The 20,427-nt window shown below is 46.3% G+C and carries 24 protein-coding genes; 18 read left to right on the top strand and 6 right to left on the bottom strand.

Annotation, left to right across the window (positions count from 1 at the left end; genetic code table 11):
* Positions 1 to 32 precede the first annotated feature (32 nt).
* The 10 genes from ABDD95_RS20370 (at position 33) to ABDD95_RS20415 (ending at position 8,446) form a co-directional block, all read left to right on the top strand.
* Complete coding sequence (locus tag ABDD95_RS20370; RefSeq protein WP_345949196.1) at positions 33 to 767, top strand: conjugal transfer protein TraI; 735 nt, start codon at positions 33 to 35, stop codon at positions 765 to 767.
* Positions 751 to 1,419, top strand: coding sequence for a hypothetical protein (locus tag ABDD95_RS20375; RefSeq protein ID WP_345949197.1), 669 nt, complete (start codon positions 751 to 753; stop codon positions 1,417 to 1,419). The genes ABDD95_RS20370 and ABDD95_RS20375 overlap by 17 nt, the downstream gene beginning before the upstream one ends.
* A complete protein-coding gene (locus ABDD95_RS20380) occupies positions 1,406 to 2,035 on the top strand; it encodes a TerB family tellurite resistance protein (protein WP_345949198.1) in 630 nt (209 codons plus the stop codon). The genes ABDD95_RS20375 and ABDD95_RS20380 overlap by 14 nt, the downstream gene beginning before the upstream one ends.
* Positions 2,032 to 3,258, top strand: a complete 1,227-nt coding sequence (gene traJ, locus ABDD95_RS20385; RefSeq protein ID WP_345949199.1) for a conjugative transposon protein TraJ — start codon at positions 2,032 to 2,034, stop codon at positions 3,256 to 3,258. Before ABDD95_RS20380 ends, traJ begins: the two co-directional genes overlap by 4 nt.
* Before the next feature lie 11 nt (positions 3,259 to 3,269).
* Positions 3,270 to 3,887, top strand: a complete 618-nt coding sequence (traK, locus tag ABDD95_RS20390) for a conjugative transposon protein TraK (RefSeq protein WP_345949200.1) — start codon at positions 3,270 to 3,272, stop codon at positions 3,885 to 3,887.
* Position 3,888: 1 nt separating this feature from the next.
* Positions 3,889 to 4,104 (top strand): hypothetical protein, encoded by a 216-nt coding sequence (locus tag ABDD95_RS20395; RefSeq protein WP_345949201.1) that lies wholly within the window; start codon positions 3,889 to 3,891, stop codon positions 4,102 to 4,104.
* Between the two features lie 32 nt (positions 4,105 to 4,136).
* Positions 4,137 to 5,216: a conjugative transposon protein TraM gene (gene traM / locus ABDD95_RS20400; RefSeq protein ID WP_345949202.1), complete on the top strand. Its 1,080-nt coding sequence runs from the start codon at positions 4,137 to 4,139 to the stop codon at positions 5,214 to 5,216.
* 13 nt (positions 5,217 to 5,229) lie between these two features.
* Positions 5,230 to 6,612, top strand: coding sequence for a hypothetical protein (locus ABDD95_RS20405; protein ID WP_345949203.1), 1,383 nt, complete (start codon positions 5,230 to 5,232; stop codon positions 6,610 to 6,612).
* Between the two features lie 233 nt (positions 6,613 to 6,845).
* Positions 6,846 to 7,109, top strand: a complete 264-nt coding sequence (locus ABDD95_RS20410; RefSeq protein ID WP_345949204.1) for a hypothetical protein — start codon at positions 6,846 to 6,848, stop codon at positions 7,107 to 7,109.
* 416 nt (positions 7,110 to 7,525) lie between these two features.
* Entirely contained in the window at positions 7,526 to 8,446 is a 921-nt protein-coding gene (locus ABDD95_RS20415; protein WP_345949205.1) for a zincin-like metallopeptidase domain-containing protein, read from the top strand.
* Positions 8,447 to 8,496: 50 nt separating this feature from the next.
* Here the strand turns inward: ABDD95_RS20415 and ABDD95_RS20420 are convergent, their stop codons facing one another.
* Both ABDD95_RS20420 and ABDD95_RS20425 read right to left on the bottom strand, forming a co-directional pair.
* On the bottom strand, positions 8,497 to 9,222 hold the full coding sequence (locus tag ABDD95_RS20420) for a hypothetical protein (RefSeq protein ID WP_345949206.1): 726 nt from the start codon (positions 9,220 to 9,222) through the stop codon (positions 8,497 to 8,499).
* 264 nt (positions 9,223 to 9,486) lie between these two features.
* The gene (locus tag ABDD95_RS20425; protein ID WP_352432917.1) at positions 9,487 to 12,144 is read right to left on the bottom strand and encodes a paraquat-inducible protein A; all 2,658 of its coding nucleotides are present in this window, start codon (positions 12,142 to 12,144) and stop codon (positions 9,487 to 9,489) included.
* 162 nt (positions 12,145 to 12,306) lie between these two features.
* Here ABDD95_RS20425 and ABDD95_RS20430 point away from each other — a divergent pair, with 162 nt between their 5' ends.
* Both ABDD95_RS20430 and ABDD95_RS20435 read left to right on the top strand, forming a co-directional pair.
* Positions 12,307 to 12,870 (top strand): Crp/Fnr family transcriptional regulator, encoded by a 564-nt coding sequence (locus tag ABDD95_RS20430; protein WP_345949208.1) that lies wholly within the window; start codon positions 12,307 to 12,309, stop codon positions 12,868 to 12,870.
* An 81-nt stretch (positions 12,871 to 12,951) separates the two neighbouring features.
* A complete protein-coding gene (locus ABDD95_RS20435) occupies positions 12,952 to 13,605 on the top strand; it encodes a hypothetical protein (protein WP_345949209.1) in 654 nt (217 codons plus the stop codon).
* A 54-nt stretch (positions 13,606 to 13,659) separates the two neighbouring features.
* On the opposite strand, the gene ABDD95_RS20440 is transcribed toward ABDD95_RS20435, so the two are convergent.
* A complete protein-coding gene (locus ABDD95_RS20440; RefSeq protein WP_345949210.1) occupies positions 13,660 to 13,860 on the bottom strand; it encodes a hypothetical protein in 201 nt (66 codons plus the stop codon).
* Positions 13,861 to 13,958: 98 nt separating this feature from the next.
* On the opposite strand from ABDD95_RS20440, the gene ABDD95_RS20445 reads away from it, so the two are divergent.
* Positions 13,959 to 15,077 carry an AI-2E family transporter gene (locus tag ABDD95_RS20445; protein ID WP_345949211.1) on the top strand — a complete coding sequence of 373 codons (1,119 nt, stop codon included), beginning with the start codon at positions 13,959 to 13,961 and terminating at the stop codon, positions 15,075 to 15,077.
* A 182-nt stretch (positions 15,078 to 15,259) separates the two neighbouring features.
* Here ABDD95_RS20445 and ABDD95_RS20450 read toward each other — a convergent pair whose 3' ends face one another.
* Positions 15,260 to 15,439 (bottom strand): hypothetical protein, encoded by a 180-nt coding sequence (locus ABDD95_RS20450; RefSeq protein WP_345949212.1) that lies wholly within the window; start codon positions 15,437 to 15,439, stop codon positions 15,260 to 15,262.
* Between the two features lie 1,045 nt (positions 15,440 to 16,484).
* Positions 16,485 to 16,646 (bottom strand): hypothetical protein, encoded by a 162-nt coding sequence (locus tag ABDD95_RS20455; protein ID WP_345949213.1) that lies wholly within the window; start codon positions 16,644 to 16,646, stop codon positions 16,485 to 16,487.
* A 110-nt stretch (positions 16,647 to 16,756) separates the two neighbouring features.
* On the opposite strand from ABDD95_RS20455, the gene ABDD95_RS20460 reads away from it, so the two are divergent.
* On the top strand, positions 16,757 to 16,936 hold the full coding sequence (locus ABDD95_RS20460; protein ID WP_345949214.1) for a histone H1: 180 nt from the start codon (positions 16,757 to 16,759) through the stop codon (positions 16,934 to 16,936).
* A gap of 187 nt (positions 16,937 to 17,123) precedes the next feature.
* On the opposite strand, the gene ABDD95_RS20465 is transcribed toward ABDD95_RS20460, so the two are convergent.
* A complete protein-coding gene (locus ABDD95_RS20465) occupies positions 17,124 to 17,462 on the bottom strand; it encodes a zinc ribbon domain-containing protein YjdM (protein ID WP_345949215.1) in 339 nt (112 codons plus the stop codon).
* Between the two features lie 114 nt (positions 17,463 to 17,576).
* Between ABDD95_RS20465 and ABDD95_RS20470 the strand changes: the two genes are divergently transcribed.
* The 4 genes from ABDD95_RS20470 (at position 17,577) to ABDD95_RS20485 (ending at position 20,323) form a co-directional block, all read left to right on the top strand.
* Positions 17,577 to 17,909 carry a hypothetical protein gene (locus tag ABDD95_RS20470; RefSeq protein ID WP_345949216.1) on the top strand — a complete coding sequence of 111 codons (333 nt, stop codon included), beginning with the start codon at positions 17,577 to 17,579 and terminating at the stop codon, positions 17,907 to 17,909.
* Positions 17,878 to 18,516, top strand: coding sequence for a hypothetical protein (locus ABDD95_RS20475; protein ID WP_345949217.1), 639 nt, complete (start codon positions 17,878 to 17,880; stop codon positions 18,514 to 18,516). The genes ABDD95_RS20470 and ABDD95_RS20475 overlap by 32 nt, the downstream gene beginning before the upstream one ends.
* A 167-nt stretch (positions 18,517 to 18,683) precedes the next feature.
* Positions 18,684 to 18,905: a hypothetical protein gene (locus tag ABDD95_RS20480; protein WP_345949218.1), complete on the top strand. Its 222-nt coding sequence runs from the start codon at positions 18,684 to 18,686 to the stop codon at positions 18,903 to 18,905.
* 290 nt (positions 18,906 to 19,195) lie between these two features.
* Positions 19,196 to 20,323: an ATP-binding protein gene (locus ABDD95_RS20485; RefSeq protein ID WP_345949219.1), complete on the top strand. Its 1,128-nt coding sequence runs from the start codon at positions 19,196 to 19,198 to the stop codon at positions 20,321 to 20,323.
* Positions 20,324 to 20,427: the final 104 nt, after the last annotated feature.

Here is a 20,427-nt window from a genome sequence, read left to right on the forward strand (position 1 = left end):
CATCATTTCCCTTTCGGGGGTAAGGGGGGCTTATGAAAACTCAACAGCTATTACGCAATGTCCTTAACCAATCCATCAACATCATGAAAAATTATATGGTCATCCTACCGCTTTCAGCGATGACGCTGTTTGTGACGCTACCCAAAGAGGCTGATGCCCAACTGGCGATCGCAGAGGTCATCAAGGCCGCCATCACCAAAGTGATCAAAGCCGTAGATCTCCAGGTCCAGCGGATGCAAAACAAAACCATCTGGCTGCAGAATGCACAAAAGGCATTGGAGAACCAGCTGTCCAAGCTTAAGCTGGAGGAAATTTCCGGTTGGTCAGCAAAGCAAAAAGAACTGTACGGGCAGTATTACGACGAATTGTGGAAGGTCAGATCGCTCATTGCTTATTATGAACGGATCCGGCATATTACCGAAAAACAAGCCGCACTGATCGGTGAATACCATCAGGCCTGGGGGCTGCTCCGGCAGGACCGGCATTTCAGCGCAGCGGAATTGTCTGCAATGCAAAAAGTCTACAACGGCATTTTGCAGGAGAGCGTGAAAAACCTGGACGAGATCCTGGTCATCGTCAGCGCTTTCAAAACGCAGATGACGGACGCCCGGCGGATCGAGCTCATCAACAAAGCTGCCGACCGCATTGACACCAACTGCAATGACCTCCGGCAGTACAATAACCAGAACTATATCCTCAGCCTGCAGCGCGCACAAAGTGAACATGAAATTTTAACCCTCAAAAAATATTATGGCTTACCTGAATAAAGGATCCCAAAATCCCTCCCTTCCAGGAAGGGTTGGGGTTGGACTGGTTTTTATCCTCCTTTCCTCCACTGTGCAGGCCCAAACTTTTGCCGAATGGTGGATCCAGAGAAAAACCCAGCTTAAATACCTGCAGCAGCAGATCGTGGCTTTGCAGGTCTACGGCGGCTATGTACGGCAGGGCTACCAGCTCACGCAGCAGGGCCTGGGCAGCGTCACTGCCTGGACCGGTAAAGAGTGGAGCCTGCATGCAGCCTATTACGCGTCGCTTAAAGCCGTTAAGCCACTGATCCAGAATGATCCGAAAGCTTTGGAAATCTTCCGGTATGCCAGCGCGATTCCGGGCCAATTTGACCAGCTAGCCGCCTTGACCGGACCGGTTGCCAGCCAACAGGCCTATATTACAGCGGTCCGGCAAAAAGTGTTACAGGAATGCAGCCGGGATATCGACCAGCTTCAATTGGTCATGACCTCCGGTAAAGCAGAAATGACCGATGATGAACGGATCGAACGCCTGGACCAACTTTATGCGAGCATGAAAGAAAGATACGCGTTCACCCTGGCTTTTGGCAACCAGGTGAAAATACTATCAGGGCAGATGCAAGGGCAGCAAGCGGAGATTCAAACGGAAAGGAGGCTGTATGCCATACCTTAGATATTTAGGCCTGCTTCTTTGGGCTACGCTGGCTTATCACACCAGCCGTGCCCAATCCCAGGAGATCCAGCAATTGCTGTTGAACGTAGAAAAGCTGACCCAGTTTAAAGCGATCTTGTCGGATATGCAGCGGGGTTATACGATCCTTGATGAGGGATACGGACAGGTCAAAGACCTGACGCAGGGTAATTTCAGTTTGCACCAGGTCTTTCTGGACGGGCTCCTGCAGGTCAACCCCGAGATCAAGAAATATGCAAGGGTCGCGGATCTCCTCGCTGACCAGGCCAGTATCCTTTCGGAATATAAAGGGGCCAAAAGCCGGTTTACCGGCAGTGGCAGGTTCAACGCTGCGGAGCTAAATTACCTGACGCAGGTCTATGCTGGTCTAACCAAAGCGGCCCTGCGTAATCTAAATGAACTGACTGATGTGCTGACCGCCTCCAAGCTCCGGATGAGTGATGACGAACGCCTCCGGGCCATTGATCGCCTGTATGGGGACACCCATGACCAGTTGCAATTTCTCCGGAGCTTCAACCGGCGGACCAGCCTGCTGCAAATGCAGCGACTGAACGAACAAAATGACATCGATCACCTGAAAAAACTGTTTAAACCATGAAAAACATCCCCATATCGCTACCGCTCAGAAGCTTCGCTTTCAGGGCGCTGGGAGGCGTAGGCTTTTTACTTCTATTTCCCGCTATATGCAGTGCCCAGGGCCTGGCCGATGACTTGAAAGGCATGCAGCCCGTGCTGGATACGGTCTATAGCCAGATGATCCCCCTTTGCAGTCAGCTCATCGGGGCGGCAAGAGGAATCGCAGGGTTTGCAGCCCTTTGGTTTATAGCTTCACGGGTCTGGCGACAGATCGCCAACGCAGAGCCGCTGGAATTTTATCCGCTGCTCCGCCCTTTTGCCCTAGGCATAGCGATCATGTTGTTCCCGGGCGTGCTGAGCCTGATGAATGGCATATTACAACCGGTCGTCAGCGCCACAGGCCATATGGTGCAAAACAGCAATACCGCTATCGCAGCCTTACTGAAACAGAAAGAAGCCGCCATCAAGCAATCCTCCGCCTACCAGATGTATGTTGGCGAAAATGGAAATGGGGACCAGGATAAATGGTATAAATATACGCATCCAGATGATCCTGACCGCGAGAACGAGGGCTTTCTGGACGGCATCGGAAATGACGTTAAGTTCTGGCTTGCCAAGCAGAACTATGATTTCCGGAACAGTATCAAGCAGTGGTTATCCCAGCTGCTGGAAGTGCTGTATACGGCGGCCTCCCTATGTATCAATACCATACGTACGTTCTTTCTGATCGTGCTGGCCATCCTGGGGCCATTGGTATTTGGGCTAGCCGTCTTCGACGGTTTCCAGCATAGCCTGAGCCAGTGGCTGGCCCGGTATGTCAATATTTTCATGTGGCTGCCGGTAGCCAATATATTCGGCTGCATCATTGGCAAGGTACAGGAAAACATGATCCGCCTGGACATCTCGCAGATCCAAAGCCAGGGCGACACCTATTTCAGTTCCACCGACACCGCTTATCTGATCTTTCTGATCATTGGCATCGTGGGCTATTTCTCGGTGCCGACGGTGGCCAACTTTATCGTCCATGCCCATGGCGGTAACGGGATGCTGCAACGCGTGAACGTGATCAGCGCAGGTACTGCCAGTACCGTGATCAGCACCGGCGCTTCGGCTGCTTCCGCAGTTGGATCCAGGATGGCGCAAGGCGCCCAAAACCTGGTCAATGCGCCGGGGCATTTTATGGAGGGCTACCGCAGCAACGGTGCCAGCTCCTATCAGCAAGACAAATTATCCGGAAACAGCTAATCAGACAACTTATGTTCACACAACTCAAAAATATCGATACCGCTTTTAAGCATATCAAGCTATTCAGTTACCTGCTCATTTTGGCCTGCCTGCTGATCTCCTGCTTTGCGATCTACCAGAGCTACCAGAGTTCGGCGCGTGACCGCAACCACATTTATATCTTAGCCAACGGTAAGGCACTGGAGGCATTTGCCGCAGATCGCCGGGATAACGTTCCCGTAGAGATCCGGGACCATATTAAAATGTTTCACCAACACTTTTTTACGCTTGATCCTGATGAAAAGGTTATTCAGGCCAATATCACTAAAGCCCTTTACCTGGCCGACGGTTCAGCTAAAACGGCTTACAACAATCTTAAAGAATCCGGCTATTTCGCTAATTTGATCTCCGGCAATATCAGCCAGCAGGTTGAAGTGGACAGCATATCTCTGAATATGGACCGCTATCCCTATTACTTTAAATGCTTTGCCACCGAGCAACTGATCCGTGCGACTTCTACCGTGACGCGCAGCCTGGTCACGCAAGGCTATTTACGCAACGTGTCCCGCTCGGACAATAACCCGCATGGCTTACTGATCCAGAATTGGGAGACCCTGGAGAACAAGGACCTCAAAACCAACACCCCTTGATATGAAGACAGGACATCAGCGATCCCGCCCGGCAAGACGGAACCGGATGATCTTTTACCTGGAACAAACCCTGGAGCGCAGGCAAACGCAAGTTGCCCTTTATTTGAACCGGAAAACGCAGCACTGGAACCGAGCCTCTAAACTGATCCTGCTTTTGCTGATCTGCCTGCTCTTTGGCGGGGGCAGTATTTGGCTCCTGATCCAGGCTTACCATTGATCTTACTATCCACTCACCTTAAATGATTTTACATGAAAATGCATTCAACTGAACAGCTCGAAAAACAAAAAAAGTTTTTCCTGGCACTCCCCATATTGATCTTACCTTTTCTAACGCTGGGCTTCTGGGCCTTGGGCGGCGGGAAAGGCAAAGCCGCGGATCAGCTTGCCTCCGGCAAAGGGATCAATACCGAATTGCCGGAAGCGCAGTTTAAAGATGACAAGCCGCAGGATAAATTCAGCTTGTATGACCAGGCGGCCCGGGATTCGGCAAGTGCACTGCAACGGAATGATGCGTCGGTCTCCGGTAGTTTGGCTATAGATACCCTTCGTTCTGCCACCGAGAGTGCTCCTTCCTCATCGGCTGATGAAGTACAGATCAGCCGTAAGCTCGCGCAGATCAGGCAGCAACTGGAGCAGCCGGAGCCGGTAGCCAAACCGGTTGCCCCCCCGGTTCTTGCCTCGGCAAGCAGTCGAGAATCCGAAAAACTGGAAAAAATTATCCGGTCAGTTCAGGATAATCAAACCGAAGATCCGGAGATGCAGCAGCTTTCCGAAATGCTGGACAAGATCCAAGCCATTCAGAACCCTGAGCTGGCCCGGGAAAAGTTCAAACAGGAGTTACCGCCACCTATACAGGACACTTTATTCAAAGCCGTTCCCGCCGCCATAGATGGCGATCAAAAGGTATTACAAGGCGGCATCGTCAAACTGCGCTTACAGGATACCATGCGCCTGAACGGGATCCTGCTGGATAAAGGTCAGGCACTCTTTGGCAACTGTACCCTGGTCAACCAGCGCCTACTGCTGAACATCAAAAATATCCGCATTGGTAACGCCATTATCCCGGTTGACCTGACCGTTTTCTCGCTGGACGGCCTTGCCGGCATCGATGCACCGGAAGCCGAGCTGGCTGAAGCGGCAGGTACGGGCAGCAGCAATGCACTGCAAAGCATGACCTTTATGCCCATGGATCAGACCCTGGCCACGCAGGCGGCAGGAGCCGGCATCGAAACCGCAAAGAGCCTGTTCAGCAAGAAGATCAAACGCATCAAGGTGAAGCTTCAGACAGGCTACCCGGTATTGCTGCGGAATAACCAGCCCGGAAAATAATTGTCTCCTAGCCATGTATCCCCACAGTATACGCGATGCGGTACAGGATGCGGCTAAACTCGGCTTTGATCCGGTGGAACTGGAACGTGGCTTACGCCGGATGGCTGAACTGAACCGGCGCGGCGACTACCGTCAAAGCCTCTTCGCTGGTGGGCGATTTTCCTTTGGAAATCTGGCCTTCCGCCTGGATTATCGGTTTAATGGCAGCCGGATGGAACTGACCAGCTATGAAGCCCGGCTGCTCAGGGATGGCATCACGCTGGCCGCTCACTGGGAGTTTACAAAGGCAATGCCTTTGGCCGATGCCATCAGAACCATCATCAAAGACCTGGGTAGCGTTATGCCCAACAAACAAATCACTGAATCATTAACCGGGGTGACCACCCCACAAATCTCACGGACCATGAATTTGAATAACCTGGATGACCTGAAAAAAGAGCTCAAAGCTCTGGGCTTTAATCCCAAAGTCGCGGATGAGCTTGAAAAACACATGAAGCCCTTGCCGGGCCACTTTACCCTGAATGATCAGTTTCCGGGTGATAAGGGGCTGGTGGACATGACCCTCCACTTTCGGAAATCCAACCAATCGGATTTCTATACGTTGAATAAGTATGAGGTCACGGCAGGCAAAGTGCCGCCTACCGTGCCGGGCCAGCAGTATATGGTCATCTCCGAAAATGAGAAAGACAAAAAGAACCCACTGGTTAAAACCTTCGATAACCCGAACGAGGCCATTGATTTTTTTAAAAAAGAGAAAGGGACCAGCGAACTGGCGATGGGTGAAAATGCCGACAGCAAACAACTTTTAGCCAGCAAGGAAAAAGGCACCGTCAATTTTATTGACAAACAGTTCCGGCCTGCTTACTTCAGCCCGGCGGTCAAACAAACCTTTTATATCAAGGAAGGACAAGGGTTTAGCGCCCGGCAGGCGGCCAACTTGGTGCAAAACCGCACCGTTCACCGTGACAATATGCTTACCAGGGACGGCGAGCCTTATAAAGCCTGGATCAGGCTGGACTTTGATCAAAAGAAAGACGATTTCGGCAACCATAAGTTCAAACAGTTCTACGACCCTTCCTTTGGATTCGACCTGGAAAAGACCTTGAGTCAATATCAGATCAGGGAATTGTCCGATCCGGCCAAAAAGGAAGTCATCATGAATGCCATGAGGCAGGGTGACCGGGTGGAGCTTACCGTTAAAGGGCCGGAGAACAAGGACATCAAAGTATTGGCGGAAGCGGTACCGCGTTATGGCAAACTGGACTTCTTTAATGAAAAGGGCAGCCGTCAAAAACGTGAACAGTTTGAAAAACCCTCCGCTGAATTAACCAACAGCAAAGGTCAAAATCAGGGTAAGGAACAACAACTGGAACAAAGGCAGGGTGTTCGGATGTAGCCATCTCCATGGCTCACCTGTAGAATTAGCTTTCCTTTTTGCAGTAGTGATCAGGGCCGGATCTTTTCCGGCCCTTTTTTAAATCCACCAGTTCTGCCTGACGTTTATGAAGCCTCTTTAAGCTTTTTTGAAATGTATCCGGCGCATCAGGAAAAGGAAATATGGGGCATGTCACCACTTCGCTTCAAAATGTGCGTTATTTTAGCTTAGAAAATAACATAGCCGTTTCAACCATGAAAAAAAATCCCGCCGCAGCTATCCCGAAAACCGAGTTTTTTAAGGTCTGGCACCGTTTCAGAATCGCTATAGATCTGCTGGTGCTGGAGAAAGGTTATGAAGCGCTCACCGCGCCGAACCTCTGCAAATTGGCACAGCTACCGGAAAGCACCATCCTTACCTACTTTGGATCATTCGATATCCTCCTCCGGATGCACGAACATACCATTATGCTGGATCAGTTCCTCAAGCTCAGATCCGGAGGCGAAAATTTAGAATAGATAAGTATGGGATAGGATATCTTCTTTAATCATTTTCGCAGTAAAGCCGTTTCGTTATTCCTGAACTCATTCCTCAACCGCTTTCCCGGATCGAACAGGACTATGCTCCATTCTTTCGCATAGCTCTTGATGGATGGCTATCATGTTTTGTAATTAGCCGGCAGGCAATGCAATCCGCAGCGAAATAGCAGAGGGACGTAAGCATTAATCATTTGCCGCAAAGTTCGCCCGTCAGTCCGCAAACGGGTGCTGTTGATTTGTTTTTTTATCGGAATCAAGGTCGTATCCAAAAAATGGGTATCCCTCCGTTCCTCCGGGAGCCTCCGCATTTTTAGGATCTCCACCTTGCCCTTATTGCGTCCTGCAGGCGGGGTGGCAGCCATAATTAATTATTTACGCATTAAAACTTTAAGGTTATGGCAACTACTAAAAATTTCAAGGACACCTATCAGGAAGTAACAGACGCAGTTATTGAGCAAATGGAAGCTGGCAACATTGTATGGCGTTGCAGCTGGAACCACGTTGGCTTCCCGATAAACGTAACGACCGGGATCAGCTACCGGGGCTGGAATGTCTTCTGGCTCAATTTCCACACGATGCTGAAGGGCTACAGTATGCCGTATTACATTACCTTCAAACAGGCGCAGGACTTAGGCGGCACCATTAAGAAAGGTGAGAAAGGCACTAAGATCACCTACTGGGCGAGTATTAAGGTCAAAGGATTGGATGATGCCGCAGCAGACCAATCAACAGATGGTGACAGCGCTTCACCACAAACCAGGATGGTGCCCAAGGTACATACCGTGTTTAACATTGACCAGACCGAGGGCATTGAGTTTCCAAAAGTCGAAGCGTTGTTCAGGTCGGATGCCGAAAAGATAGCCGCCTGTGAGCAGATCATTGAAGATATGCCAAACCGGCCACAATTGAACCTGAACGGCCAGTCCCCGGTTTATTACCCGCTAAAAGATTTGGTAGCAGTGCCGAACATCGCCCGATTTGACAGCAGCGAGGAATACTACTGTGCCTTGTTTCACGAACTGGCGCATAGCACAGGCCATGAAAGTCGTCTAAGCCGTAACGAGATCACCCAGCCCAGCAAATACGGCAGTGAGCCTTATTCTAGGGAAGAGCTAACGGCAGAACTCACTGCGGCATTCTTATATGCCATTACCGGGATACAGCAACAGACCATCCGGAACAGCGCGGCTTACCTGCAAGGTTGGTTGAAAGCGTTAAAGAATGATAAGACGTTAATCCTGAAAGCCGCAGGACAAGCGCAGAAAGCTGCCGATTACATTATGGCTGTAGTTCACGAGCCGGAACCGGCGGGTTAAAGGAGAAGCCCAAAGGGCTTTTTTTATTTTTTTTAACCTTCAAGGCTCATTTACCGGCGATTCAGTACACTGGCAGCTTTAAGCAAGTAATGAAATTCCGCATAATCTACATTCAGGTTAAGCCTGGTCAACAGAAAGTCTGCACGCATATTTAGCAGGTTCTCCTCCAATTGGCGGTCAGGGTGTATCGTGATCGTGGTTTCAGCAAGCGCATTTCCAATGACCAGATCGTCATTCACATCGGCCAGCACCCTTTTAACATCTTCACCGGCGTCCCAGTCCGGTGTGCATAAGAACAGTTCTTTGAATGAATGGTAGGGCGTCAGGTTTATTTTTATTTCCCGAAGTAGCGCGGTTGCCATATACTGCATCACATCCTTATCGAATAAGTGCTCTTTTGAAAGGATACCGGATAAGCAGGCGACATAGCTAATGAATTTTTCTTTCGGTACAATCCATGTTGGTTGCCAGTATTCGTAAGTAAAGAACGCTTCCAATTCCGCTAGTTCTTCTTTAATTACCCGACGTTTGATCCCTTCTATGGCATCAACTGAGCTTAAGCCTTTATAACTTTCGTTCCGGGAATAGGCCATTAAGGTGGGAATGCAGAACAAGCTACCTGCGTGTTGGAGTATCACACAGATTTGTTTAAACAGTTCTGGATTATTTGTTGTCCTTAAAACCTGCAGCAGGTATTGTTCCTTGTTAATGTTTTCCTCCCGGTAGCCTCTGACCAACAGTCCCAATAAGTACCAGTAGGTTTTTAGCTTTCCCATGCAAGTGTCTTGACGTTGATACTGATATAAACTTAGTGATTTTTTAAATTATCTAATAGATAGAATTCACTTCTGCAAAATCAAAGGCTTTGCATCAATGAGTGTCGATCTCGATGATATCATTAGATGATTTATTAAAAATATTTTGCAAGCAAAATGATTGCATGATGATAAGACGAACAGATATTTTTCAGGGAATTGCAGATCCCAAAAGACGATTGATCCGCCAAAATTATTTTACAGGTCACCACTCAAGTCAATCTTCTAATGTTGATTGGAGGACCTGGCAGTGATCTGCTTCAGCATCCTGCCCAAAACAATTTCATAGATCACATAAGCTGCAAAAACCAGGAATCCGGGTTGCAGGGATGAATTGTTAGTGGTAACTGTGGTCAGCATATCGTTATGAATATTCAGACCCCCGAGCTGGCTTTTCAAGATACCGTTCAATCCGATATACGTCATGGCAATACCCACCACCATCACATCAGCCATATTCCATTTGCCTGACTCGAAGGCCAGGTATTTGACAACCTTGTTTTCCGCCAAACGCTCATTGCCCAGCACATGCAGGCCTGCAGCGATCAAGATCAGGATGGGTAATACGATCACAAACACGAACAACAATATACCTACCAGTATAGCATCCGGTTTAGGCTGCGCTACCAAAACCTGGATCACTTCCAGCAAACTCTTATTCTGGTAAAAAAGTACCTGGTTCTCGAAACCCAGCTTTTCCCCCAGCAGCATAAAGCTCATGCTGCCCATGCGCGCGTCTACTTCAATGATGGAAGAGGTTACCCCAACTCCTAAGAGCACCAATGCGATGAGCAGGGAAAGGATGAACAGCGCGGTTTGCAAGTGTGCCTTACGGCGAAGCAGCCACCATAATGCCGTCACGAGCACTACGCAGCCAAACATGATGTAGGCATAGTGGTAACTGACGGTACGAATGTATTCCAGCTTACGGGTAAGTTTAGTATTAAGCTCGGTCGTGCTCTTTACCTGGTATTTGTGGTACATGGCTTTAGCCAACGCCACTTGCGCCTCCCCGGTGCTGTCATAGGTTTGGCGCTCCAACTGTCCCAGTTTACTGGTTGCAATGTTTTTGAGCCTTTTGGTACTGGCCGGGCTGTTTACTTTCGTAATGATCGTTCGGGCGAACGAGGGAACCTGCGCCTGGATATCCTTCACATCAATAACCTGATTGAAGGCAAACTTTTTCAGCTTGCCGGCAAACGTTTTTTGCGGCCGGTTGATCTCTTTCGCAGTTTTGGCAACCAGTCCGTGCAACTGTTTTTCCACCTGTGCCTGCATCGCCTTTTTTTGCTGGCTGCTCACTTTGAAGTTATCGACCCTGCCGTTCACCACATCCATAATTTTCTCGCGCCACCGGTCAATGGAAAAAATACCGAACGTAATATTATTGATCGTGCTGTAATCTTGTTTCAACTGCTCTTGCTGGCGGGAAAACAGGCTAAGGTGGTAACCGCAGAACCCTTCGATACCGAGTACGATACCCAGGGCAACGATCACGATAATATTGCTTCCACGAAACGTGGACTCTGACGCTGTTGTTGGAGCTGCAGCAGCTATGGAAGGATCTACCGCTGGAACCGCATCGGCACTGATCGGCTGATGCGCATCATGCGGGGTAATGAATTTCAGAATGGTGGATAAGATCAGGCTGTACAACACGAAGCAGATAAAAATGATGTACCCCGGTTGCAGCGCCGTATTGTTGGTCGAGACAATGGTCAGCGGATCGCTGTTGATTTTTAGTACTGCTAACTGTGCTTCCAACAGACCGTTAAGCCCGATGTAAGCCATCAGGATAGCGATCACAATCACATCGGCCATGCTCCATTTGCCGGACTGGAAAGCAAAGTATTTGATGAATTTATTTTCAGCCAGTTTACGCCTGCCCAGCAAATGGATGCCGGTTGACGACAGCTTCATAATCGGAAAGAGGATACTGAAGACCATGATCAATACACCCACCAGGATTGAATCCACTTTGGGCTGGCTGATCAGCACATGGACAACATCCATAATACTTTTGCTTTGGAAAAACAGTACCTGGTCTTTAAACACGACATGCTCACCCAGTAGCATAAAGTCCAGTGACTTAATGCGGGCATCCACCTCGATCATCGATGCGGTAAGACCTACGCCCAAAAGGATGAAGGCAAAAAGCAGCGACATAATGAACAAAGTGGCATGCAGTGCAGTGTTCTTTCGAAATATCCACCACAGGAGCAGCACCACCACCACGATGCTAAGCATAATCGATGAGTACGTATACATGGTCGTACGGATCTGATCCAGGGACTTGTCAATGCGCGTATTTAACGCATCACGGTCAGTAACCTGATATTTTTTATACAGGCGGCCGGTGATCGCATGATTGGCTTTGATGGTGCTGTCCAGGTAGGGCGTGCGTTCCAGCGCAGCTACCTTTCCCATAGCCATCTTGCTGATCTGATTTTTATTAGTTGGGTTATCGACTTTGGCAATCACCATCCGCGCAAATGACGGTACCTGCGCCTTGATCTTGTCCGTTTTAACGAAGGTCTTTACAGCAAATAATTTGATCTTTCCTCCGATAGATTTCTGTGGCTTTTTAACCAACGCTTCGGCTTTGTTGATCAGCGCCAGGATGATTTGTTCTACTTCCTTTTGCAGCTGGGCCTTTTGTTTTTTGGTTAAGGTAAAATGCCTGACCTGATGATTTAGAATACCGGCTATCTCGTCATGCCACTCTTCGACCGAGAACAAGCCTAAAGTAATATTATTGGCGGCAGAATAGTCTTTTTTGAGTTCCTCCTGCTGTGCAGAAAGCACATGGAGACGATAAGCGTAATAGGCTTCACCAGCCAGCAAAATGGCCAGACCCAGGATGAGCAATAATTTACTTATCAAAGAACGTTTACCATTCTGAGCTATTGATTGAGTTTCTGAATTCAAGGGTTGATAATTAGCTTATAAATGTAATGATATATAGCCCGAAATTTACTGTATTGTTTTGCTGATCTTTAGGATTGTTAAAAAGATAGGTTGTTAATATTCTTGACTAGCACAATCATGGAAAAATTTATCAAATACTGTAACGTGTTGACCGAGTTGACCCAAGCCGCCACAGCAGATCTTCAACAAAAGCTGATGACCACCTCTATACCTAAAGGGCAGTACCTGTTGAAAGACGGTAATACTTGCAGGCATTTGTTCTTCATCAACCAGGGACTTGCCAAGACTTTCTTCTTTAAAGAGGACAAAGAGTTTATCATGCGGTTCTTTACGGAATATACCCTTTTTACCGTGGTGGATAGTTTTGAAAACCAACAGCCATCGGCCTACGCGGTAGTAGCATTGGAGAATACCACTTATACGACACTTTCCTATAGCGACTTACAGATCCTTTGTCAGCGGCACCATTGTATTGAAACGTTCTTTAGTAAGCTGCTAGCAAAAGCGGCGACCCATATGATGCAAAGGATCACCGAGATGCTGGAGAATAACCCTGCCGAGCGCTACGCCCGGTTTGCCATGAACAACCCGGCTTTACTGCAACGAATCACCTTGGGGGATCTGGCCAGCTATTTAGGCATTACCCAGGTTTCCCTTAGCCGGATAAGGGCAAGAAAGTAATTTTTTAACTTATGTAAAAAGATAAGAACGCTTCATCGGATAAGTTTGCCAGCTAAATTCTATACGATGCAAACGTTAAACATGAAGCAAAAAATAAGCCTTTTGGTCGCCGTGATCTTTTGCCTGGCAGCGCCCTTGGCCGGCTATCTCAAAATTGGATTACCACCTGTCATCATTGTGGGCGGTTCGGCCCTGGTCGCCTTGGTGTGTTGGTATTTTACCTATCTTAGAAAGCCAGTTGACCCGTCTGTGATGTTGCCGCTGTTTATCCTGACTGTTGCCGGTTTACAAATTCATATCGTGGAAGAATACCTGACCGGATTCGGGCCGGCCATGAGCAGGCTCTTCAACATCCCCTGGAGCGAGCGAAGCTTTTTGCTGGTGTTCGCCCTGGTAGGTCCAACTATCTACACACTCACTACTTTGGGGCTTTATTATCGGATGCCCATCGCCGGATTTGTTGCCTGGTTCATTTTCATCGGGCCCGGCGTCGCCGAGTTTACCCATTTCATCTTTCCGCTGCTACGGCCGGAATTAGAGCCAATCAATCTACGAGCGATCAGCAGAACGATCAAGGATACGCAGATCCTGCAGATGCCAAACTATTATTACGCTGCCACCGGCAAGTACTATTTTGCGGGGATGTGGACCGCGATATTGCCGATGATCCCCGGCAGCTATTCAATTTACCGGCTGTTTAAGGAGCATCGTTCGGTAACACGTTCAAACAAATAGTTCTCATTCAAGGTTCTCCGTAAAAAATAAATTATGAGCATCATTTGGGCAGTACTATTCATGATAGGAGGTTTCGCACTCCGGTTTCAGATCAACAAACGGCAGTTCAACAGGCGCAACGCGGCTGGTGTCGAAGAGTTCAGGTCCTCCGGTAATGCTTACACGACACAGCTCATGGAGAAGATAGGCCGGTATGCGGGTCTGTTTCTGATCATCATTGGCATCCTTCTGGCACTTTCTTTCTTCTTTGGTCACCCCAATAGGTAAGTTAATGACGTTTGCTGGATCAAACTTTTAGTGATGTACAGTGTTAAAGGTTCACCTTCCGATCGCTATACGCAACGCATCTCTTTATGGACTTAAAAAATTTCACTAATCTTCCTTTTTATATCAAGCTGGCTTGTGTGCTGTTTAGTCTTTTTGCTATCGGTTACCTCGTTATACTGGCTAAAGAAATACTATCCCCGCTTATTTTTTCGTGTTTGTTTTCAATCCTGTTGTTACCGGTAGCCCAGTTCTTCGAATTTAAAGTCAAGCTGCCTCGAAGTGCGTCTTCTATGATCTCCGTTGTCCTCTTGCTTTCAGCCATTGGCCTCGTTTTATATGCGATTGGCTCTCAGGTCTCTAATCTGGCGAATGACTGGCCGCAGTTTCAGGTACAGTTACATAAATCCATCGACACACTGCAAGATTGGATTAACAATAATTTCCATGTGAACGAACACAAGCAGGCAACTTATGTAGACAATGCCAAGAGCAAGATCATGGCCTCCGGGACAGCGGTGGTCGGCACCACACTATTATCGTTATCATCAATCCTGTTATTCCTGGTATTCACCTTCATTTACACCTTCTTTTTCTTGCTATACCGTAAACTGATCATGAAATTTTTGGTATCCGTGTTCCTGGAAGATAATAAAACGCTTGTTCACGATATTATTGAACAGGTACAGTACATTATCCGCAAATATATTATCGGACTTCTGATTGAAATGGCCATTGTTGCTGGTGTTGTCAGTATAGCCTTCTTTTTAATGGGGATTAAATACGCATTTCTCTTAGGGCTGATTACCGGCCTGTTCAATATCATCCCTTATATAGGTATTCTGACCGCATTGATCTTGAGCGCGGTCATTACATTTGCGACTGCCGCAGTGACCAGTAAAGTAATTCTTGTGATTATAACACTGGTTATCGTGCACCTGATTGACAGCAATGTGTTGTTACCGGTCATTGTAGGATCTAAAGTGCGCATCAACGCGCTGGTGACGGTTTTGGGTGTCGTTATCGGCGAGATGATCTGGGGTATTCCGGGAATGTTCTTATCTATACCGGTCATCGCTGTGCTGAAGATCATTTTCGACCGGGTAGAAAGCCTGCAGTCCTGGGGAATCATCCTAGGTGATGAAGAAAAACAGCAAAACAAATTGGCCACCAAATTGATCGCGCGCAATAAAAAAGTTAAAATATAACACGGCTTTGCAGCTTAAGGTAGCCATCTGATCAAACAATCTGTCTTATAAACATTTACCGACGCGTTATTTTTAATTTCTTAACAAGCTATATCATGAACAATCCTTTTAAAATAAAAAACCAGACCGGACTGATTTCCGCAATAGTTCTTTACGATAATTGATCAAGAACATCATTAACTTTAAATGCTTTGGCAAAGCCAATTATTTCTTTTAAACTTTAGATATGAAATCGAAAGTATGATGGCAATAAACTGGCTTTGGTCCCCTAAAAAATCCATTTCTTTGATGTTCAAAGATTTCAATACGTGGATGTAATCGAGACCAACTTGTCTTTCGGCATAAGTTTCCTGCTTTGTCATATTAATTTATTATAAGATTTTCTAAGTTTAGCCAACATCTTGTCCGTAGTCAATTCGGATAAATGCAGTTTTTCTTAGACATGAATTTATATTTAGGTGCATGCACATTTATTAAGTCAATTTGATAATGGCATGATTGTTACTATTAAGGTTTAATAGTAAGAACTTAAATTGTTTTTTTATAAAACAAAAAAGTAGTACGAGTAATTAATCGTTTAGGTGTTGGTAAAGTCATAATCTTATGGAACAAACAATTAAATTCGAGATTAGTGGAAGTAATGGTAATGAATATTCTTGCAGGTTAGTCGAAAAGCTAAATAATCAAAACGGCCAGATGCTATATACATTTAGGAACGAACTTACTAATCAGGACTTCGCGATTAGCAGATCAGGAAAGGATTGGATTCACATTCACGGTGAATTGCCGACGCCGGAATGTCTTAGCGAATTAGGAAATCACCTTGATGATCTGGAAAACAACGAGTTAGAAAGTAACTGACTTATTAGAGATTGTACGTATGAAAATGCTGTAGTTCGCAAGATAGTTGGTAGCTATCTATAGGATTAGAGCCTCAGTCAGTACCATATTTATAGCAGCTTTTCATCAAAGCTTCAATATGTATGTGTAAAGGCTGGTGTTAACTATCCGGGCAGCTTGTAAATTGTTCGGCGTTAAAGGTGTCAATATCAGTTCGGGTGCCAGCAAGTATTCATCTCCTTGGACTTCACTCGCTAACTAAGGTGGAGTTAGATGCCTTCACCATCGTCATGTCAAAAAAATAACACTCAAAGAACTTCTGAACCAACCCGATTTTTACCGGATGTATGGAAATAGAAGGTATAATTAGTGCAGGCGTCACTCAGGCGGTATGAAAAGATGTTACTGCCACCATCCATATTCCATCGAAATACATGAGATACATAATTGTCGCTTCTAAGCATCAGTACTATCGAAGTTTTATTATTGAAACAATTGGTCTCAGGCAACGATCATCGCAACGGGAAAGCCACGCCGGCCAGCGCAGCGCTATTGAAGTGATAAATTCTATAACTTAAATAATTTCAGGGTTTCAATATAATCGCGTACCACGGCCAGCTTTTGATAAGCCTCCGGGCGGGTCATCTGCGGTTTGTTGTAAGCAATTCTCATTTCATTCAATCTTTTAGCAGTAATGAGATCACGTAAGGGAAGTTTCTTCTTTTGCACGACTAATTTTCGAATAAGACAGAGGTTGCTGTCAAGGGTTTAAATAAAGATGAAAATGTACCGAAATTATTATTATTGTAGTTCAAATTGTAAAATTAAAACTGATAATCATGGAAAAATTACAAGAACTAAAAGCGCTGATAGAAACAGCGGAAAAAGAGGGCCAGGCCTTTTACGAAAAAAATAACAAAGCGGCAGGAACCCGTTTGCGCAACGCACTTCAGCAGATCAAGACCATTGCCACCGACTTACGTAAGGATGTAACGGAGAAAAAAAATACCGTTAAATAGCAAATTCACAACAATTGTTTTGGGAAGCCCTGCCGGAAACCGGCGGGGCTATTTATTACAAAACAAAGCATTCATACCAGAAAAGGCGTTACAACCGCCGTGACTTCGACAAGGTGTTGTAATATTTTCTGCTATTTCATAACCGGAGGCTACCGGGTCACCGCAGGATATGGTTGCACATGCCCAATCAAGCTTTTTTAACAAATTCCGATTTGAGCGCCATGGCGCCGAAGCCCTCGATCTTGCAGTCGATGTTGTGATCGCTATCTACCAGACGAATATTTTTCACCTTGGTGCCTGCTTTGATCGTTTGGGAAGTCCCTTTTACCGGCAGATTCTTGATGGTCACTACCGTATCGCCATCCTGCAAGGTATTGCCGTTACTGTCCTTCACCACAAAGCCGTCACTGCCTGCCTGCTCTTCAGAGAGGCTCCACTCATGCCCGCATTCCGGGCAAACCAACAAGCTTTCCAGTTCATAAGCGTAAGGCGATTGGCATATCGGACAAGGAGGAAGTTCACTCATGCAATTCAATTCTTTTGGAGCACAAAGGTAATAATTGCTTGTATTTAACAGCAATAGAAGTGGAAACCCTCCGTTGACATTTTCAAATAACCAGCATAGTGCTATTTTTGAGAGATGAAACTTTTTATAGCCAACGTCGCCTTTAATCTTGCAGAAGCAGCGCTAAAACAAATGCTTACCCCATTCGGCCAGGATGCTTTGGTGGGGCTGATAACCGATCCGGAAACCGGCAAAAGAAAAGGGTTTGGATGTATTGAGATGCCCATCCGGGAACAGGCGTTGCGCGCTATTGCAGGTTTAAATGATCAAATGATCGGTGGCCGCAAAATATCAATTAAAGAGGCTGTCGAGAAAGATCAGGGCAGCACCGGTTTCATATCAAGGGGTAACGTATCTCAAAGGAATTATCGTGATAATGGGGGAGAGATTGATGGCAACCGCTGGTAAAAAGCCGCTGAATGAATACATCCAGGCGTTTGCGCACTTCGGCGGCGTGAACAAAGTGTTTCATACCAGATCGTTTGGCAGGCATGCGCTGGTCAACGACGGCGTTTATGTTTACCAGGTGTCACGATTTGACGACCTGTTGGCTGACTATCAAAGTTATTTTAAAAACAATCATCATGCTGTTTATACGATGTTTCCTGCGGAGTTATGGGCTTCACTGCTGCAGGACAAAATTCAGCTGAGCAGCGATGATCTGATCATTGAACTTTACAAAGGCTGGAAGGCTTATTGGAAAAAACAGGAGTTGAATACAGGGCGGCGGGCAGCTTCACTAGCTGCTTTTAACGAAATGGTGCTGGGTTTTCAAAACGATGGTAACCTACTTGAAGCCGCAGATGCCGATGCGGAGATACTCATTCCCGTGATCGCGATAACCATACTTCGCCAATATCCAAAACGTCATGATTTTCTGGTGGATTGTGTAAGGCAGATGACGTTTCGCTATATTGATCAGGTCGGTGACGGACAGTTATTTGTCAAAGTGGGGCCGGAAGGTTATCCGGACGAACACACCTTTTTTATTTATACGGTAAATGAAGAATTCTAGGGTAGTCTTTGAGCCCTTTTCTTTTGTGTACTTCGCCCCCAAATTCTGAAAGAAAATATGCTTTTGATTAATGTATACCTGCAGTTGGTGAATACCACAGCAAACAATGCATCAACTCGCTCAAACACTATAACTTTTTGATAGTTAAGTATAAAAAACAAAAAGCAATGAAGAAGATATTTTCTCTTTTGACAGTGTTGATGCTGGGCGCAGCAACATTCAGTCAGGCGTTCGCACTTAATTATCAAGACACCACACACAAAACGAAAAGCGGTAAATTAGACAAGCGCTACAACGCGAACAAACACTTGAAAAAAGACGGCACAATGGATATGCGATACAAGTCAAGCAAGCATGCCGTAAAAAAAGAAACTGTGAAGAAACCGTAATAAGATAAAGGCCCGCCAGATAGCGGGCCTTTATCTTATATCAGCGTTCGCAGTATGCATGTGTACCTGTATTTAGTTACCAGAGGTTTAAACGTCCATCATTTAATCAACCTTACTATACCACTGCATTCCTAGCAGTTCCTGTGTTTGCTATTCATCAGTGAAATTCAATATAACTATCGAGTTGATTGTAAGTTTGTTAACTACCGATTAAATTTTGGCTGTCACAAAACCCGGAATCAGTTGTTTTTAACAACAAAAAGGGGTACACAACTAATAAGTGAACAAGTATGGATAATAAAGCAGGATTGAAATTCCATATGGTAAATAAACAAAAGCAGGTACTAACAGAAAGCATTGATGCCTCAGTTAGCGGCATCATTATCACCAATCAGCAGCATCCAAGCCACCCGATTATTTACTGTAATAAAGCTTTCGAGGAACTTACCGGTTATCGCCAAAGCGAAATCATCGGCAAAAACAGCCGCTTCATGCAGGGAGATGACCGCCAGCAACGGAGCCGCTTTAAACTACAAAAAGCCATTGCCGCAGGACTAGAATGCCAGGTAGAAATTGTTAACTATCGTAAGAATGGAACGCTATTTTGGAACGAACTTTATATTGCCCCCATTTTTGATGATGAAAGGTCGATCTCACACTATATTGGTGTACTAAAAGACATTACCGAGAAGAAGCTTGGAGGATTGGCTCATCGCTTAGAACAGGTGCAAAATAACCAGGTAGACCAGTTAAAGGCTGATTTTATTACCACAGCTAGCCATGAGTTAAAAACGCCTTTAACCAGTGCGAAAGCGAGCATACAGCTGCTTGGTCGTTTAATGGACAAACAACCTGCGGATGCCAAACAGCAATCGCTAATTAATCAAGCTAATGCCAGCCTGCATAAATTATCTTCCTTAATGGAAGACATGCTGGGTGCTTCCAGGCAAGTGGCGGATCGGCTTCGACATGAACATAACCAGTTTCAGTTATCAGCAGTGATACAAGAGGTTATCGGGCAGTTTGGGCCTGCTGCCAAACAGAAAATTAAAATGACAGGCGACCTGTACTTTACAATTACAGCGAACAAAGATCAGATTAAGCAGGTTGTTGTCAATATCCTGAATAACGCTGTAAAGTACGCACCGGATTCGCCTTATATTGAGATTGCGCTATCTCAAAGTGATCAGGAAGTCAATGTAGCCATTACAGATTTTGGACCGGGGATCTCTCCAGAAATCCGGCCTTATATCTTCAACCGGTATTACCGGGGAAAGCATTCCATGCTGCAGATTTCCGGCTTAGGCCTGGGCTTGTTTGTTGCTCAGGAAATCATTCAGGCTCATGGGGGACAACTGGCTGTTGACAGTATCGAAGGGCAAGGCAGTACTTTTAGGTTTTCATTGCCGTTAAGCTAGTGCCGCTATGATTGAAGGGGATAAAACACCTTCGACAGCGCACCACTCAACGAATGAATAACGGGTAAGCGGACTTGACAATGATAGGATATAGTCTTAAACCA

Source organism: Mucilaginibacter sp. PAMB04274, assembly GCF_039634385.2.
Taxonomy (GTDB): domain Bacteria; phylum Bacteroidota; class Bacteroidia; order Sphingobacteriales; family Sphingobacteriaceae; genus Mucilaginibacter.